Genomic DNA, 14892 nt, shown 5'->3' on the forward strand with positions numbered 1-14892 from the left:
ATGAATGTGGAATTAACGAGATTTAAAGTTAAGCCTGGTAAGAGTCATCGAGTAGATGAATGGATGCAGCTTCTTAATGACAATATGAAAGAAGTCCTTTTGACATTAAACGACGAAAAGATGTACGTTGAGACAATTTTCCGGGAAATAAGAGATGGAGAAGAGTACTTATATTGGTATTCTGTGCAAGGAGAAGGCGGGGCTCTTGTCGAAAATTCTCATTATGAAATCGATAAAAAGCACTTAGCGTTTTGGTATGAATGTATTGATGAAGAAGCAATGTCTATTGATATGAAAACAGAAGTTGTTATGATTCAAGATGTTGTGAGGGAAGCGATGGAGTAATAGAGTAATATTTTGTGAACAAAAAACAGTCTTATTTTTTTGCTGAAATATATATTATTGGAGATGCTATAGGATGAGAATTAGTAATAAATATATCACTCTCGATGAAATAGAGATAATAAGAGAATCCTTAAATAAATTGCATGAATATCATAATAATAAATCAAAATATTTTTCTGGCGATTACCCAAGAATGACATTTGAGGAACGTATTGAAAATTATAAAAAGAACTCAAAGTACGGAGAATATAGAATTGAATTATTGATTGAGTCAGAAACAGATAATATATTAGGATTTTGTATAGCGTATAGTAAAAGCGTAAGCGGAAAGATTGAAGTTTTATTTGTTGATGAAAAATACCGAAGAAACGGATTTGGTTTGAAATTAATGAATAGTGCAGTGGAATGGTTTAAAGTGAAAAAGATAGATGAAATTGAATTAACAGTAGTGTATGGAAATGAAGCTGTATCATTTTATGAAAAGCTGGGATTTTATCCTCGTTCAATTATTATGGCAACTAAGTCATAACGATAGTATGGGGAGAGATGAGTGGGAGTTTTTGTTTCAAAAAAATGGTTCATATTTTACTAAATTATATGTGAAGAGCACATCAAAATAAATGTGCTTTTTATTATGGAAAAATTTATAAAAGCTGTATTTGGATATCTTTAAGTGAAAATAAAGAGGGATATCGAGAATATTTTAGGATAAACTATAAAGTGAAACTTTAATCAGTGGGGGGGGCATCCCCTACTGATTATCAGCCCTCACCAATCGGGCTTTTACGAGCAGTCCGCCCCCCCCTAACTTCTTTGCTTCCGCTGAATTTTGATGTGGGGGTCTTACTGCCTGTTAATGCGGGATAAAGAAATAAAAAACACCAAAACAAAAGACTTACCAATATACGGTGTAGTCGTAACAGGAAAACAGAGGATTTACAAAGTTTACAAGGGTCACCGTATATTAAGGCTGCTGTAAGAGGTGTAACAGTTGAGAAATATTGATTACGAGTAATTAATGTGAATAATCAGAAAACTTATGTTATAATATGGGAAAAGGAGGTTTATATGAGGCAAATACATGGAGCAATTTATATTTACATAACAATGTTTTTCGTGGCGATATCCTATGGATTGGGGCACGTGTATTCGCATCCTATACTAACTTTTTTAAGCGGAGCATGTATGGCGTTTGCGCTTCTTGTCCACCTTTTCTCAGTTTGGATCGTGAAATTTCAATTAAATATTAGTGAAATAGAAGAAGGCACTTTCTAAGTGGCCTTCTTTTTTTAATAATATTTTGGAAGGTCTTGCAGCAATTTTTCAATTTTGCATTCGGTTTCTTCACATATAGACAGTGTGCGTAGTCGGAAAAACAAACTACGTAAGAAAGATTTTATATTTCCGTATAGGTACTCGTACGATTCAGTATGTAATGTCTGTTTTTTGACGGGTAATTGAGCTACTAATTCATGAAGGGCTAATAGGAGTACCTCTTCCTTTAGACCATTTTGTAGCATTGCGACAATCGGATAAACGAGACGTTCGTCTTCTTCATATTTGTAGTAAATAGAATGGACACAAACTTTGTTTAATAAAGTTTGTAATATTTCTTCGTAATATAAAGTTTCCAGTTTAGGACTACGAACAAGCGCCTCAAATGTATCAGAAGCGTGAGCGATACTATGTGCCCAGCCGTGGTCTTGCACATATCCGCGGAAATCATGCTCGTTGTTCATATATAACACTAATCGATCTTTTACATGTAAAAGATCAGCCTGTGATAAGAAATTATGATTTGTATCGGCATCAATAATGAGTGCAATTAATAATGTTGTAAATGCACGGGTAAATACCGCATCTTCGTCATCCGAATGAATCTTATACAATAAATATTTGTCACTGATGCTTTCTAATAATAGTTTCTGTAATTGTGTGTGTGAAAGGTAGTCCTTTTTGATGAGATGGTAAAAAGTAGAGCAAATAAGTTTGTCCCTTAAATAGCTATCGGTAACACCGATATGTTTAAGCATATTGGAAATTAAAGAATCCATGTTAATTGTATCCATTACGTAATGATTATTACGAATTTCTTCTAACTGTTGTTGTAACATATAAACCACCTATTTTAGAAAATTCTGTATTTTAATAGTATAATAAGAGGAAGAAATAGACAATAAATAAATGCTTTTGAATGGAGGGGGGCATTATGAAGAGAGCATTATTCTTTTTCATTAGTATTTTCTTTTTAGGAAGCTGTTCCATTTCGTATGTTACTTTTTCTAGCGAGAGCAAAAGTTGGACTGGACAATATAAAGGGCATATTAAGGATGACAGTGAAGATGGGATGTTTACGTTTCAATATAAGGGCGGGGATGGAAAGACAGAATTTAAAAACTTAGAGATTGCTATTAATGGAGCCTTTAGTACAATGACACAAACGTCAGAAGTTCATAGAGGAGCAAAGATTGAAATGAAGTCTTCTTGTGTAAGTTGCGCGCCTATCTCTAAAGATGAACCTATAGAAGTTGTGATTAAATGGGATGATAAGTATGAGGAGAAGATGGTGCTAAATTTGAAATAGTAGAGAAATAGAAAAAGGCAGCAATCCCGCTGCCTTTTTTATTATTTTACAAATTGTAATTCTTTCGGGAATTTCGTTAAAATTTCTGATCCGTCTTTTGTGATGTAAATATCATCTTCAATACGAACGCCACCTACGTTTGGTACGTAAATACCTGGCTCGATTGTGAAGACCATACCTTCTTTTAATGGAGACTCGTTGCCAGCTTTTACATCTGGATATTCGTGTACGCTAATTCCAAGTCCGTGACCCAGGCGGTGTGGGAAGAAGTCACCGTAACCTGCATCTGCGATAACAGAACGAGCAGCGTTGTCGATTGCGCCAAGTGTAACACCTGGTTTACATGCTTCAACTGCTTGTAGTTGTCCAGCAAGTACAGTGTTGTAAATGCGAGTTTGCTCTTCAGAAATTTCACCGAATGCTACTGTACGTGTAATATCAGAGCAATAACCATCAATGATTACGCCTAAATCAAATAGTACGAAATCGCCGCGTTTCATTTTGTTTGCGCCAGGAATACCGTGTGGAAGAGCAGAGTTCGCACCTGCTAATACCATCGTATCAAATGACATTTTATGTATGCCTTTTGTTTTTAATTCGTGTTCAATAATTGCTAATACTTGTAGCTCGCTGCGGTTTTCTTTAATTGCATTTACACCAACTTCAACAGCATAGTCCGCCATTTTAGCTGCTTCGCGTAAAATAGAAAGTTCTTTTTCATCTTTAATTAAACGAAGTTCGCGAACTTTCTCCTCAGCTGATTTGAAAGCTGCATTTGGGAATAATTTCGTTAATTCTTCGTAGCGCTCTACGTTTAAATGTTCTTTTTCAATTGCAACTGCATTTGCATTGATGCCGCGGTCTTTAATTGCTTTTGCAATCATATCCCATGGTCTGTCAGTATCAGTAAATCCGATAATTTCATGTGCCCAGCCAGCGTTACGCGCTTGACCTTCTTCCATTTTAGGGCAAATTAAAATAGGTTCTTTTTCTTGGAATACAAACATACCAAGTAATCTTTCGTGTGGTTCACAGTGGAAGTTTGTCATGTAGAAGACGTTCGGTGTAGAAGTTAAGAACGCAGCTTCTACGTTTTTTTCTTTTAGCCATTGCATTAAATTTTCTAATCTAGCATTCATCGATTGGCACCCCCGAGATATTTAATTACAAATATAACTTTAACTCGGAAGAAAGTGTTATGACAAGTAAATAGATGTTAGAAAAGACAGGGAATTGAAAAATCATGTAGAATAAAAAGTGAGAATGTGAATAGGGGAGGAATGTAATAATGAAAGTATCTTATCATGGACATTCAGTTGTGAAAATTGAGGCGAATGAAAAAGTTATTTTAATTGACCCGTTTTTAACAGGTAATCCGAAAACAGATTTAAAAGCTGAAGATGTAAAAGTGGATGCAATCCTTTTATCGCATGGACACGGTGATCATGTTGGAGATACAGTAGAGCTTGCGAAGAAAAATAATGCAGTTGTTGTAGCGCCATTTGAACTAGCAACATTTTTAAGTTGGCAAGGTGTAAATACACACCCGATGCATATTGGTGGTTCACATGAATTTGACTTCGGAAAAGTGAAGTTTACACAAGCATTCCACGGCTCTAGTTATATTGATGAAGAAAATAAGACGATTACATATACAGGTATGCCAGCAGGTATTTTATTTACAGCAGAAGAGAGAACTGTATACCACGCAGGAGATACTGCACTATTCTCTGATATGAAGTTAATTGGGGAATTAAATAAAGTTGATCTAGCATTTTTACCAATTGGTGATAATTTCACAATGGGACCAGAAGATGCTGTACTAGCGGCAAAATGGATTAATGCGAAAACTGTTGTACCGATGCATTACAATACGTTCCCAGTTATTGAACAAGATCCATATCAATTTGTAGAAAAGCTACAAAATTGTACAGGGAAAGTATTAGAAGCTGGAGAAAGTATTACACTATAGAAAAGAAACCCTTCATTTGAAAAGAAAAGTGAAGGGTTTTTACGTGTGTAGGACAGCTTTTAATACTTGTATTTGTTTTGGTGATTCTTTTCTTTTGGTACGTGGCTGCTCAGGTGTTTCATTCAATTCCATTGTAACTTTTTTCCCATCTACGAAAGCTAAAAATACAGCACCTACAACCTCTAAAAGTTTTTTCATCATGTGTTCGCTCCTTTGTTTTATTTCTTGTCTTAATTGTATAGGTAATCAAGTGTGCGAACTATCGAATGAGATGACAATAGCATTACATTGTTGTAATAGAATGACTGGTGGAATGTAAGAGTCATTTTGTTATAAAAAAAATAGTACAGGTATGCAAAGAGAGAGTGTAACAGTTTTGAAAATATAGTATACTGAAAGTACAACACATGAAGAATTTAGGGAAAAGAAAGTATGGTGAAACCATTTGGCTACCAAGCATAACCAAATTTTAGAACATATTAATAGCCTGCCAGTAGGCCATAAAATTTCTGTAAGACAAATTGCGAAAGATTTGAGTGTAAGTGAAGGGACCGCTTACCGTGCAATTAAAGATGCAGAAAATAAAGGGTATGTTAGTACAATTGAACGTGTCGGAACAATTCGAATTGAACAAAAGAAGAAAGAGAATATCGAAAAACTGACATATGCAGAAGTCGTTAACATTGTCGACGGTCAAGTACTTGGAGGCAGAGAAGGACTACATAAAACGTTAAATAAATTCGTAATCGGGGCAATGAAATTAGAAGCGATGATGCGCTATACAGAAGCTGGGAACTTACTTATTGTCGGTAACCGTACGAACGCACATCAATTAGCGTTAGAAACTGGAGCCGCTGTATTAATTACGGGCGGATTTGATACGGAAGATCATGTGAAGAAATTAGCAGATGAATTAAAACTGCCGATTATTTCAAGTAGTTACGATACCTTTACAGTTGCAACGTTAATTAACCGTGCGATTTACGATCAGCTTATTAAGAAAGAAATTGTACTCGTTGAAGATATTTTAACGCCAATTGAAGAAACGTTATATTTAAAGCCAAATGATACAGTGCAGCAATGGCATGCCTATAATGAAGAGACGATGCACGGAAGGTATCCGATTGTTGATGAAAGTAACAAAGTGCTAGGAATCGTGACTTCAAAAGATATGATCGGTGTAGCGAAAGAAACACCAATTGATAAAGTGATGACAAAACACCCAATTACAGTGAACGGTAAAATGTCTGTCGCAGCTGCGGCACGTATGATGGTGTGGGAAGGTATTGAGTTACTTCCTGTTGTTGATGAAGGAAATAAACTACAAGGTATTATTAGCCGTCAAGATGTACTTCAGGCACTGCAAATGATTCAACGGCAGCCACAAGTTGGAGAAACCATTGATGATATTGTAACGAATCAATTTATGACGCCGAAAGAAGCGAAGAATGAGCATCTATATCAATTTTCGGTGACGCCGCAAATGACGAACTCAATCGGAACGTTATCGTACGGTGTATTTGCAACAATTGTGACAGAAGCGACAAATCGCGTCATTCGTGCGCAAAAGAAAAGCGATTTAATTGTTGAAAACTTAACGATTTATTTCGTAAAGCCGGTTCAAATTGATAATGTTGTATCTGTTCATCCGAAAGTATTAGAAATTGGGCGTAAATTTGGTAAGGTCGATGTAGAGGTGCATCATGAAGGTAATGTTGTTGGAAAGGCATTACTTATGGTGCAGTTAATCGATAAATAAAAAGATGGAACAAATCGTTTTGATTTGTTCCATCTTTTTTTGTTGTTTTAAATTTGAAAGGCATGATTTTAGATGGGAGTTTTAGTGAAATATGTATGGAGTGGAGTGGAAAAGTAACGTAAGAAAAGACAGAATAGTAATTCAATTTAGTTGTATATTGTGTTATGATTATATTGTAAGAAAATGGAATTCTGAAAGGTGGTATGCATTATGTCGTCAGCCGTACTCTTTTTTGGTAGTATCGCACTATTTTACTTTCTTGTAATGATACCGATCCAATATTTATATTTACAAGGTTTACATGAAAAAAAGGAAAAGACAGGATTATCTCAGCGAGAGCTATATGAAAAAATGTCTTTTGGAGAAGAACAACTACATTTTCATGTACAAGGTAACCCATTTAATATACCATCTGCGTTTGTTGCATATATGATTTTGAAAGTTAAGGGACGTAAAAAAGCATCACAATATTGATGCTTTTTTATGTTGCTTCATAGACTTCGGCTTCTTTAACTGCTAATGGCAAGAAATGTTTGTATTGGCGAAACCCGTTAAATACACTTGCACTACCAAATAGAACGAATAAAACACCAACGATAATACGAGCGGTTGAAAGTTCTAAAAAGAATTGGTTTATCCCGAAAAATAAAACGAATGAACCGAGTGCCATTGCGGATTTTCCTGAGAGCCAACCTTTCTCCATTGGGCGGTTTGTACGAAAGTATTTTGTTTTGTAAAAGAGGTACAACATAAATGAGATGATAATACAGAAGACTAATACTGGCATAGTGAACACTCCCATCGCTTTGTGAAAAATAATAGAAAAGAAAAAGAAATATCTAAACTTTCTAACTTTTATTATAAAGCAATTGTTCGCATGAATGAAATACTTTCCGTTATAATGGAGGATAAAGTGAAGAAGTTGATTAAAAAGGAGATTATACATATGCATGAGCAAATTTTAGGAGCAATTAAAGAGTTTGATACAATTATTATTCATCGCCACGTGCGTCCGGACCCAGATGCGTTAGGTTCACAGGGTGGTCTTGGTACAATTCTACAAGAATCGTTTCCAGAGAAAAATATTTATACGGTTGGGTACAATGAACCGTCACTAGCATACTTACGAGTAATGGATGATATTGAAGATAGTGTATACGAAAATGCGCTTGTTATTGTTTGTGATACTGCGAATCAAGAACGGGTTGACGATCAACGCTATACAAAAGGGAAGATGTTAATTAAAATTGATCATCATCCAAATGAAGATCCATATGGAGATATTACGTGGGTAGACACGACAGCGAGTTCTACAAGTGAAATGATTTATGAGTTTTATAACTATGGAAAAGATAAAGGATTAAAAATAACAAAAGAAGCAGCTCGCCTTATTTTAGCAGGAATTGTTGGAGATACAGGTCGTTTCTTATTCCCAAATACGACAGCAAAAACACTTCGTTACGTAAGTGAGCTTGTTGATATGGGTGTGAAATTCACAGATTTATACAATGAAATGTATAAGACAAAAGAAAAAATTGCTCGTTTAAACGGTTATATTTTACAAAACTTTACGATGGTAGAAGAAGGAGCAGCTTACATTAAATTAACGAAAGAAGTATTAGAAGAGTTTGATGTACTTCCTTCTGAAGCATCTGGTGTTGTTGGAGCGCTTGGCAATATTGATGGATTAAAGGCGTGGGTTCTATTTTTAGAGGAAGATGACGTAATTCGTGTTCGTCTTCGTTCAAAAGGACCAGTTATAAACAAATTGGCAATGCAATATAACGGCGGAGGGCATCCGATGGCTTCTGGTGCCAAGGCATCTTCTTGGGAAGAAGCGGATCGTCTTTTTGCTGATTTACGTGAGATTTGTAAATAAAAGACTATATGTTAGAACGAAAAGAAGGAGCGGCGCTAAAGCCCTCCTTCTTTATTTTTCTTTCTCTATAGTAATGCTAATTTCAAGCACTGTATCAAAAGATATTGTATCGACTTTAAAACGGTATAGGCGATCGTAATGTTTGTATGTTTTATTTTCGATTACCTTTTTTAGTAGGTCTTTATTTTTTGCGATACTTTGAATGTTTTTCGTTAAAAGATGCTGGAGATCATTATGAATAGATGTAGTCATATTTTCGAGTGTAAGATTGTCTAAATCGTATTTTTCTCGATTGATAAGTTTTATTTTAATCTCTTGAATGGTTAAGAGCCGTTTATTTTCAGTGTTCAATTTTTCTTGATCTTCGAGAAGGACGTGGAGCTTTGCTTCTTGTTTTTCTATAATTTCTCTTTGTTCTGCTATTTTACTAGCTTGTTCTTGTTGAAAAACACCGTATATGTACAAAAAAATAAACCAGCTCAACACGCCTCCAACAGCAGCACCAGCTAATACTAAGTACCATCTTTTTGCTGTATTGGCACTTGGTACTCTCATACATGTTCCTGCGTTAGCCATTTAATAATAATGAGACCTGTTTGCATACCACCAGTTGCGAAAAAAATAAGGAGAATTTGTTTTACGATATCTTTCATATCTCCGCCAAAGAAACTTCTTTCAAAGCTATAAAAGGTATCGAATGTTCCGCCGATTGCTGCAACGAGTGCCCAAATCCTTAAATTTTGGGCGAATTGATTAATGTAAGTTAGAGCTGGTTTTCCGATAAGAAACGCACCAAATCCACCAATTAATGAACCGCCAAGTATAACCCCAAAGGCAATAAAATAACTAATAATAAGCAGAGAGAAAAAAGTATGTTCTCTTACATCCATCGTCATTCCCCTTTCTTCTTCATATATATGGACAAAGTATAAGAAGTATGTTTTGATTTCCGCTTTCCTCATCACCTATAATAAAAGTAGTCAAATAGGTAAAGAGAGGGTACAACAGTGAAGTTTGTGCATTTACAATGTCAAACCGTTTTTAGTTTATTAAAAAGTGCTTGTAAAATTGATGAGCTTGTAGTCAGGGCGAAAGAACTTGGTTTTTCATCGCTAGCTATTACGGATGAAAATGTTATGTATGGTGTTATTCCGTTTTATAAAGCATGTAAGAAACATGGTATACAGCCTGTTATTGGATTAACCGCTTCTATTTTTAGTGAAGAAGAAGAAAGGTCTTATCCGCTTGTATTACTTGCTGAGAATGAAATAGGCTACCAAAATTTATTAAAGATTTCTAGCAGTATTATGACAAAGTCCAAAGAAGGTATTCCTAAGAAGTGGCTTGCGCATTATGCGAAAGGATTAATTGCTATTTCGCCAGGTAAAGATGGCGAAATTGAGCAATTATTACTAGAAGACAATGAGAGTCAGGCTGAAGAAGTAGCTCGCACGTATCAAAATATGTTCGGCCATTTTTATATGAGTTTGCAGCATCATGCAATTCAAGATGAGTTGCTTTTACAAGAGAAACTACCTGAATTTATTAGTAGGGTTAATATTCCAGTCGTTGCAACAAATGATGTGCGCTATATCAATCAAAGTGACGCGCTTGTTCACGAATGTTTACTATCTGTTGAAAGTGGAACGAAAATGACTGATCCAGATAGGCCGAGGCTGAAAACAGATCAGTATTATTTAAAGTCATCGGATGAAATGGAAGCACTATTTTCCCATGCGCCGGAAGCAATCCAAAATACAATAAAAATTGCAGAGCGTTGCCAAGTAGAAATACCGTTCCATGTAAATCAACTTCCGAAGTTTCCTGTTCCGTCTAATGAAACGAGTGATATATACTTGCGTCGTGTTTGTGAAGAAGGTTTGCGGAAACGATATGGTGAACCGAAAGAAGTGCATATAAAGCGTTTGGATCATGAATTAAATGTTATTTCTCGTATGGGATTTAGTGATTATTTCCTCATCGTATGGGATTTTATGAAGTATGCACATGAAAATCATATTCTAACAGGACCAGGTCGTGGATCGGCAGCTGGTTCACTCGTTTCATACGTATTAGAAATTACAGATATTGATCCAATTGAATACGATCTATTATTTGAAAGGTTTTTAAATCCTGAACGTGTGACGCTTCCTGATATTGATATTGATTTTCCAGACGTAAGACGTGATGAGATGATTCGCTATGTGAAAGATAAATACGGTCAGCTCCGTGTTGCGCAAATTGTAACGTTTGGTACGCTTGCAGCAAAAGCGGCAATTAGAGACATTGCCCGCGTAATGGGGCTTCCGCCGCGAGATATTGATATATTTTCAAAACTTATCCCATCAAAGCTTGGTATAACGTTAAAAGATGCATATGAAGAATCACAATCACTTCGTGAGTTTATACAAGGGAATCTTTTGCATGAGCGTGTGTTTGAAATCGCAAAACGTGTAGAAGGTTTACCACGTCATACGTCTATTCATGCGGCTGGTGTTATTATGAGTCAAGAACCGCTAACAGGCAGTGTAGCAATTCAAGAAGGACATAACGATGTTTATGTTACGCAATATCCAGCCGATGCGCTAGAAGAACTTGGGTTGCTTAAGATGGACTTTTTAGGATTACGTAATTTAACGTTACTTGAAAATATTATAAAATTTATCGCGAACAAAACTGGGAAAGAAATCGATATAAGAAACTTACCTCTTCAAGATGAAAAGACATTCCAATTATTAGGGAGAGGAGATACAACAGGTGTATTCCAGCTTGAGTCAGGCGGTATGCGAAATGTACTTTGCGGGTTAAAACCGAATGAGTTTGAAGATATCGTAGCTGTTAACTCGTTATACAGACCAGGACCGATGGAACAGATACCGACTTTTATTGAATCGAAACATGGAAAAAGAAAAATCGAATATTTACATCCGGATTTAAAGCCAATTTTAGAAAGAACATACGGCGTCATTGTATACCAAGAACAAATTATGCAAATTGCATCGAAGTTAGCAGGGTTTTCGCTTGGAGAAGCAGATTTACTGCGCCGTGCAGTGAGTAAAAAAAATCGTGATATTTTAGATCAGGAACGTAAGCATTTCGTCCAGGGATGTTTGCGAAATGGATATGATGAGACGTCTGCTGAAAAAATTTATGATTTAATTGTAAGATTTGCGAATTACGGTTTTAACCGAAGTCACGCTGTAGCTTACAGTATGATCGGATATCAGCTTGCCTATTTGAAAGCGAACTATACGCTGGAATTTATGACGGCATTATTATCAAGCGCAATTGGAAATGAAGATAAAATTGTACAGTATATACGAGAAACGAAGCGGAAAGGTTTTCACGTTTTGCCGCCGTCTCTTCAGAGAAGTGGTTATAACTTCCAAATAGAAGGGAATGCGATACGTTACAGTTTACTTTCGATCCGAAATATTGGAATGGCTACAGTGACGGCATTATTAGAAGAACGAGAGAAAAAAATGTTCGAAGATTTATTTGAATTTTGTCTCCGTATGCCGTCAAAGTTCGTAACGGAGCGTAATTTAGAAGCTTTCGTCTGGTCGGGATGTTTTGATGATTTTGGTGTTTCGAGAACGAATTTATGGAAAAGTATTAAAGGGGCGTTAGAGTACGCGAATCTCGCACGTGATTTAGGAGATGCTGTTCCAAAATCAAAATATGTACAAGGAGAAGAGCTATCTTTTATTGAACAACTAAATAAAGAGAAAGAAGTACTTGGCTTTTATTTATCAAGTTATCCGACAGCGCAATATGTGAAGTTAGCAAAAGAATTAGAAATTCCATCTCTCGCTCAGGCGATGCGACACAAGAAAAAAGTACAAAGAGCTATTGTGTATATAACAAGTGTTAGAGTGATTCGTACGAAAAAGTTTCAAAAGATGGCATTTATTACATTCTGTGATCAAAATGATGAAATGGAAGCGGTCCTCTTCCCGGAAACGTATATACATTTCTCGGATAAGTTGCAAGAAGGAGCAATTGTTTTAGTTGACGGTACGATTGAGCTAAGAAATCATAAGCTGCAATGGATTGTAAATGGACTATATCCGCTAGAGGAAATGGATGTTTATGAAGAAAAGAAAGACGCATCTGTTTACGTGAAATTGCCATCTCAGTATGAGAAAAAGCTTTTAAATCGGGTTACGAAAATATTGTTCGACTATTCAGGTTTTGCGAAAGTACTAATTTATTATGAAAAGGAACATAAAATGGTACAATTATCTCGGAGTTTATCGATTCATCCAAGTGAAGAATGTTTAGGAGCACTTCGTGAAATTGTCGGGGAAGAAAATGTAGTTGTGAAAATATAATGGACAATTTCCCTACACTTCGATTATTATAGTAGTAGTGTTCGTGGTCAGACCACTTGGAGAAATTGATATCAGCAAGAATAATTTGAGGAGAGTGGATAGTTTGTCAACACTTCGTGAAGAAGCACTTCACATGCATAAAGTGCATCAAGGAAAATTAGAAACTGTATCAAAAGTAAAAGTAGAAAATGCAAAAGATTTAAGTCTTGCATATTCTCCAGGGGTTGCAGAACCTTGTAAAGAAATTTATGACGATAAAAGTAAGGTATATGAATATACGATGAAGGGAAATATGGTAGCAGTTGTGACAGATGGAACAGCTGTACTTGGTCTTGGTAACATTGGACCTGAAGCATCTCTTCCAGTAATGGAAGGTAAAGCTGTATTATTCAAGAGCTTTGCTGGTGTAGATGCATTCCCAATTGCCTTAAATACAAACGATGTAGATAAAATTGTTGAAACTGTAAAATTAATGGAGCCAACTTTTGGCGGCGTTAACTTAGAAGATATCGCAGCACCAAACTGCTTCATTATTGAAGAGCGTTTGAAAAAAGAAACAAATATTCCTATCTTCCATGATGATCAACACGGAACAGCTATTGTAACAGTAGCAGGTCTTGTAAATGCACTGAAATTAGTTGGAAAGAAAATGTCTGACATTAAAGTTGTCGCAAATGGCGCAGGTGCAGCAGGTATTGCAATTATTAAACTTTTATATCGCTATGGTGTACGCGACATTATTATGTGTGACCGTAAAGGGGCAATCTATGATGGTCGTCCTACAGGTATGAATCCGGTGAAGGATGAAGTTGCAAAATATACAAATAAGAATCGTATAGAAGGTTCTTTAGCTGATGTTGTACAAGGTGCAGACGTATTCATTGGTGTATCTGCAGAAGGTGCATTAACAGAAGAGATGGTTCGTACAATGAATGACGATGCGATTATTTTTGCAATGGCGAATCCAGTTCCAGAAATTATGCCAGAATTGGCAAAAGCAGCGGGCGCAGCTGTTGTTGGAACAGGTCGTTCTGACTTCCCGAACCAAGTAAATAATGTACTGGCGTTCCCTGGTATTTTCCGCGGTGCACTTGACGTACATGCGACACAAATTAACGAAGAAATGAAGATGGCAGCTGTACAGGCTATTGCTGAGCTTGTAGCAGAAGATGAGTTAAATGCAGACTATATCATTCCGGCACCATTTGACGCGCGTGTAGCGCCTCAAGTAGCGGCTTACGTTGCAAAAGCAGCAATGGAGACAGGAGTAGCTCGCCGTCAAGTAGATCCAAATGAGATCGCTGAAAAAACAAAACAATTAGCGCTGATTGGTAAAGAATAAGCGAGGAAATTCCATTGACATCATCAAATACAAAAGTATATCTCGAAATTGTAAAAAAAATCCGTTCCATTATGGAAGAGGATGGATTGGTGGCGGGAGATCGTTTGCCGTCTGAGCGTGAGTTAAGTTCACGCTTAAACGTAGGACGTTCCTCTGTAAGAGAAGCATTGCGTGCTTTAGAACTGGTAGGATTGATTGAAACGAGACGTGGTGAAGGGACGTTTATTCGAAACTTTTATGATAACGGTCTTGTACAATTAATTGCTCCGTTCTTATTGCAAGATGAGAAAACAATTCGTGATTTATTACAAACGAAACGATTACTCGAGAAAGATATGATTCGAATTGTATGTAATTTACCGAAAGAAACGTTTTCTAAAGTGCTAAGTAAATTACACCAAGTACTTGAAGGAAATGAAAACTCAATCCCAACGCTTCATCAAACGTTCTTTAAAACACTTATTGAACAAGTCGATAATTATTTACTATATCGCATTTGGATGATCGTAAATGATTACGTATCAACGCTTTCTTGTAAAGTTTCAAGAGATTCTATCGATATGTATAGAAAGCTTTACGCTACTTTGGAAGAAAAACAAGAAAATGATGCACTAAAAATTTACGATGAATTAGTAGAGAATATACAGTTTCACTCGTAATGTATAAAATTTGTCGAA

Annotated in this window: 17 protein-coding genes and 1 pseudogene; 12 read left to right on the forward strand and 6 right to left on the reverse strand. The window is 36.1% G+C overall.

Annotated elements, in window-relative coordinates; translation table 11 throughout:
- The 4 genes and pseudogenes from QCI79_RS18620 (at window position 1) to QCI79_RS18635 (ending at window position 1620) form a co-directional block, all read left to right on the forward strand.
- Complete coding sequence (locus QCI79_RS18620; protein ID WP_001100208.1) at window positions 1–345, forward strand: DUF6176 family protein; 345 nt, start codon at window positions 1–3, stop codon at window positions 343–345.
- Window positions 346–418: 73 nt separating this feature from the next.
- Complete coding sequence (locus QCI79_RS18625) at window positions 419–874, forward strand: GNAT family N-acetyltransferase (protein WP_001222923.1); 456 nt, start codon at window positions 419–421, stop codon at window positions 872–874.
- Between the two features lie 336 nt (window positions 875–1210).
- Window positions 1211–1350, forward strand: a pseudogene (locus QCI79_RS18630) (anti sigma factor C-terminal domain-containing protein); the annotation flags it as partial.
- A gap of 63 nt (window positions 1351–1413) precedes the next feature.
- Entirely contained in the window at window positions 1414–1620 is a 207-nt protein-coding gene (locus QCI79_RS18635) for a hypothetical protein (RefSeq protein ID WP_001248905.1), read from the forward strand.
- A 14-nt stretch (window positions 1621–1634) separates the two neighbouring features.
- On the opposite strand, the gene QCI79_RS18640 is transcribed toward QCI79_RS18635, so the two are convergent.
- Window positions 1635–2459, reverse strand: a complete 825-nt coding sequence (locus QCI79_RS18640) for a DUF2785 domain-containing protein (RefSeq protein ID WP_000941455.1) — start codon at window positions 2457–2459, stop codon at window positions 1635–1637.
- A 95-nt stretch (window positions 2460–2554) separates the two neighbouring features.
- Between QCI79_RS18640 and QCI79_RS18645 the strand changes: the two genes are divergently transcribed.
- Window positions 2555–2929 carry a hypothetical protein gene (locus tag QCI79_RS18645; RefSeq protein WP_000816708.1) on the forward strand — a complete coding sequence of 125 codons (375 nt, stop codon included), beginning with the start codon at window positions 2555–2557 and terminating at the stop codon, window positions 2927–2929.
- Window positions 2930–2970: 41 nt separating this feature from the next.
- Here the strand turns inward: QCI79_RS18645 and pepQ are convergent, their stop codons facing one another.
- Complete coding sequence (pepQ, locus tag QCI79_RS18650; protein ID WP_021728737.1) at window positions 2971–4068, reverse strand: Xaa-Pro dipeptidase; 1098 nt, start codon at window positions 4066–4068, stop codon at window positions 2971–2973.
- A gap of 149 nt (window positions 4069–4217) precedes the next feature.
- Here pepQ and QCI79_RS18655 point away from each other — a divergent pair, with 149 nt between their 5' ends.
- Window positions 4218–4901 (forward strand): metal-dependent hydrolase, encoded by a 684-nt coding sequence (locus tag QCI79_RS18655; RefSeq protein ID WP_000868920.1) that lies wholly within the window; start codon window positions 4218–4220, stop codon window positions 4899–4901.
- Window positions 4902–4940: 39 nt separating this feature from the next.
- Here QCI79_RS18655 and QCI79_RS18660 read toward each other — a convergent pair whose 3' ends face one another.
- Complete coding sequence (locus QCI79_RS18660) at window positions 4941–5102, reverse strand: hypothetical protein (RefSeq protein ID WP_000976306.1); 162 nt, start codon at window positions 5100–5102, stop codon at window positions 4941–4943.
- A gap of 244 nt (window positions 5103–5346) precedes the next feature.
- On the opposite strand from QCI79_RS18660, the gene QCI79_RS18665 reads away from it, so the two are divergent.
- Both QCI79_RS18665 and QCI79_RS18670 read left to right on the forward strand, forming a co-directional pair.
- Window positions 5347–6660 carry a CBS domain-containing protein gene (locus QCI79_RS18665; RefSeq protein ID WP_000201590.1) on the forward strand — a complete coding sequence of 438 codons (1314 nt, stop codon included), beginning with the start codon at window positions 5347–5349 and terminating at the stop codon, window positions 6658–6660.
- Window positions 6661–6870: 210 nt separating this feature from the next.
- Entirely contained in the window at window positions 6871–7134 is a 264-nt protein-coding gene (locus tag QCI79_RS18670; RefSeq protein ID WP_000093045.1) for a DUF3949 domain-containing protein, read from the forward strand.
- 7 nt (window positions 7135–7141) lie between these two features.
- Here QCI79_RS18670 and QCI79_RS18675 read toward each other — a convergent pair whose 3' ends face one another.
- Window positions 7142–7447: a YtpI family protein gene (locus QCI79_RS18675; protein ID WP_001144753.1), complete on the reverse strand. Its 306-nt coding sequence runs from the start codon at window positions 7445–7447 to the stop codon at window positions 7142–7144.
- 159 nt (window positions 7448–7606) lie between these two features.
- Here QCI79_RS18675 and QCI79_RS18680 point away from each other — a divergent pair, with 159 nt between their 5' ends.
- Complete coding sequence (locus tag QCI79_RS18680; RefSeq protein ID WP_000545136.1) at window positions 7607–8539, forward strand: DHH family phosphoesterase; 933 nt, start codon at window positions 7607–7609, stop codon at window positions 8537–8539.
- A gap of 51 nt (window positions 8540–8590) precedes the next feature.
- Here QCI79_RS18680 and ytrI read toward each other — a convergent pair whose 3' ends face one another.
- Together ytrI and QCI79_RS18690 are read right to left on the reverse strand one after the other, a co-directional pair.
- The gene (gene ytrI, locus QCI79_RS18685; RefSeq protein WP_001265740.1) at window positions 8591–9094 is read right to left on the reverse strand and encodes a sporulation membrane protein YtrI; all 504 of its coding nucleotides are present in this window, start codon (window positions 9092–9094) and stop codon (window positions 8591–8593) included.
- Window positions 9091–9504 carry a YtrH family sporulation protein gene (locus tag QCI79_RS18690; RefSeq protein WP_002005839.1) on the reverse strand — a complete coding sequence of 138 codons (414 nt, stop codon included), beginning with the start codon at window positions 9502–9504 and terminating at the stop codon, window positions 9091–9093. Before QCI79_RS18690 ends, ytrI begins: the two co-directional genes overlap by 4 nt.
- A gap of 42 nt (window positions 9505–9546) precedes the next feature.
- Between QCI79_RS18690 and dnaE the strand changes: the two genes are divergently transcribed.
- The 3 genes from dnaE to QCI79_RS18705 all read left to right on the forward strand — a co-directional run bounded on the left by dnaE (window position 9547) and on the right by QCI79_RS18705 (window position 14874).
- Window positions 9547–12873, forward strand: coding sequence for a DNA polymerase III subunit alpha (dnaE, locus tag QCI79_RS18695; protein ID WP_021728738.1), 3327 nt, complete (start codon window positions 9547–9549; stop codon window positions 12871–12873).
- A gap of 133 nt (window positions 12874–13006) precedes the next feature.
- Window positions 13007–14215, forward strand: coding sequence for an NADP-dependent malic enzyme (gene ystJ, locus QCI79_RS18700; RefSeq protein WP_161508111.1), 1209 nt, complete (start codon window positions 13007–13009; stop codon window positions 14213–14215).
- 14 nt (window positions 14216–14229) lie between these two features.
- Window positions 14230–14874 carry a FadR/GntR family transcriptional regulator gene (locus tag QCI79_RS18705; RefSeq protein WP_000204440.1) on the forward strand — a complete coding sequence of 215 codons (645 nt, stop codon included), beginning with the start codon at window positions 14230–14232 and terminating at the stop codon, window positions 14872–14874.
- Window positions 14875–14892: the final 18 nt, after the last annotated feature.

The organism is Bacillus cereus group sp. MG1 (assembly GCF_040460035.1).
GTDB lineage: Bacteria > Bacillota > Bacilli > Bacillales > Bacillaceae_G > Bacillus_A > Bacillus_A cereus.

Excerpts from the sequence above, each read along its gene's own strand:
- QCI79_RS18620 (WP_001100208.1), top strand. The coding sequence starts at position 1 with ATGAATGTGGAATTAACGAGATTTAAAGTTAAGCCTGGTAAGAGTCAT.
- QCI79_RS18625 (WP_001222923.1), top strand. The coding sequence starts at position 419 with ATGAGAATTAGTAATAAATATATCACTCTCGATGAAATAGAGATAATA.
- QCI79_RS18635 (WP_001248905.1), top strand. The coding sequence starts at position 1,414 with ATGAGGCAAATACATGGAGCAATTTATATTTACATAACAATGTTTTTC.
- QCI79_RS18640 (WP_000941455.1), bottom strand. The coding sequence starts at position 2,459 with ATGTTACAACAACAGTTAGAAGAAATTCGTAATAATCATTACGTAATG.
- QCI79_RS18645 (WP_000816708.1), top strand. The coding sequence starts at position 2,555 with ATGAAGAGAGCATTATTCTTTTTCATTAGTATTTTCTTTTTAGGAAGC.
- pepQ (WP_021728737.1), bottom strand. The coding sequence starts at position 4,068 with ATGAATGCTAGATTAGAAAATTTAATGCAATGGCTAAAAGAAAAAAAC.
- QCI79_RS18655 (WP_000868920.1), top strand. The coding sequence starts at position 4,218 with ATGAAAGTATCTTATCATGGACATTCAGTTGTGAAAATTGAGGCGAAT.
- QCI79_RS18660 (WP_000976306.1), bottom strand. The coding sequence starts at position 5,102 with ATGATGAAAAAACTTTTAGAGGTTGTAGGTGCTGTATTTTTAGCTTTC.
- QCI79_RS18670 (WP_000093045.1), top strand. The coding sequence starts at position 6,871 with ATGTCGTCAGCCGTACTCTTTTTTGGTAGTATCGCACTATTTTACTTT.
- QCI79_RS18675 (WP_001144753.1), bottom strand. The coding sequence starts at position 7,447 with ATGCCAGTATTAGTCTTCTGTATTATCATCTCATTTATGTTGTACCTC.
- QCI79_RS18680 (WP_000545136.1), top strand. The coding sequence starts at position 7,607 with ATGCATGAGCAAATTTTAGGAGCAATTAAAGAGTTTGATACAATTATT.
- ytrI (WP_001265740.1), bottom strand. The coding sequence starts at position 9,094 with ATGAGAGTACCAAGTGCCAATACAGCAAAAAGATGGTACTTAGTATTA.
- ystJ (WP_161508111.1), top strand. The coding sequence starts at position 13,007 with ATGCATAAAGTGCATCAAGGAAAATTAGAAACTGTATCAAAAGTAAAA.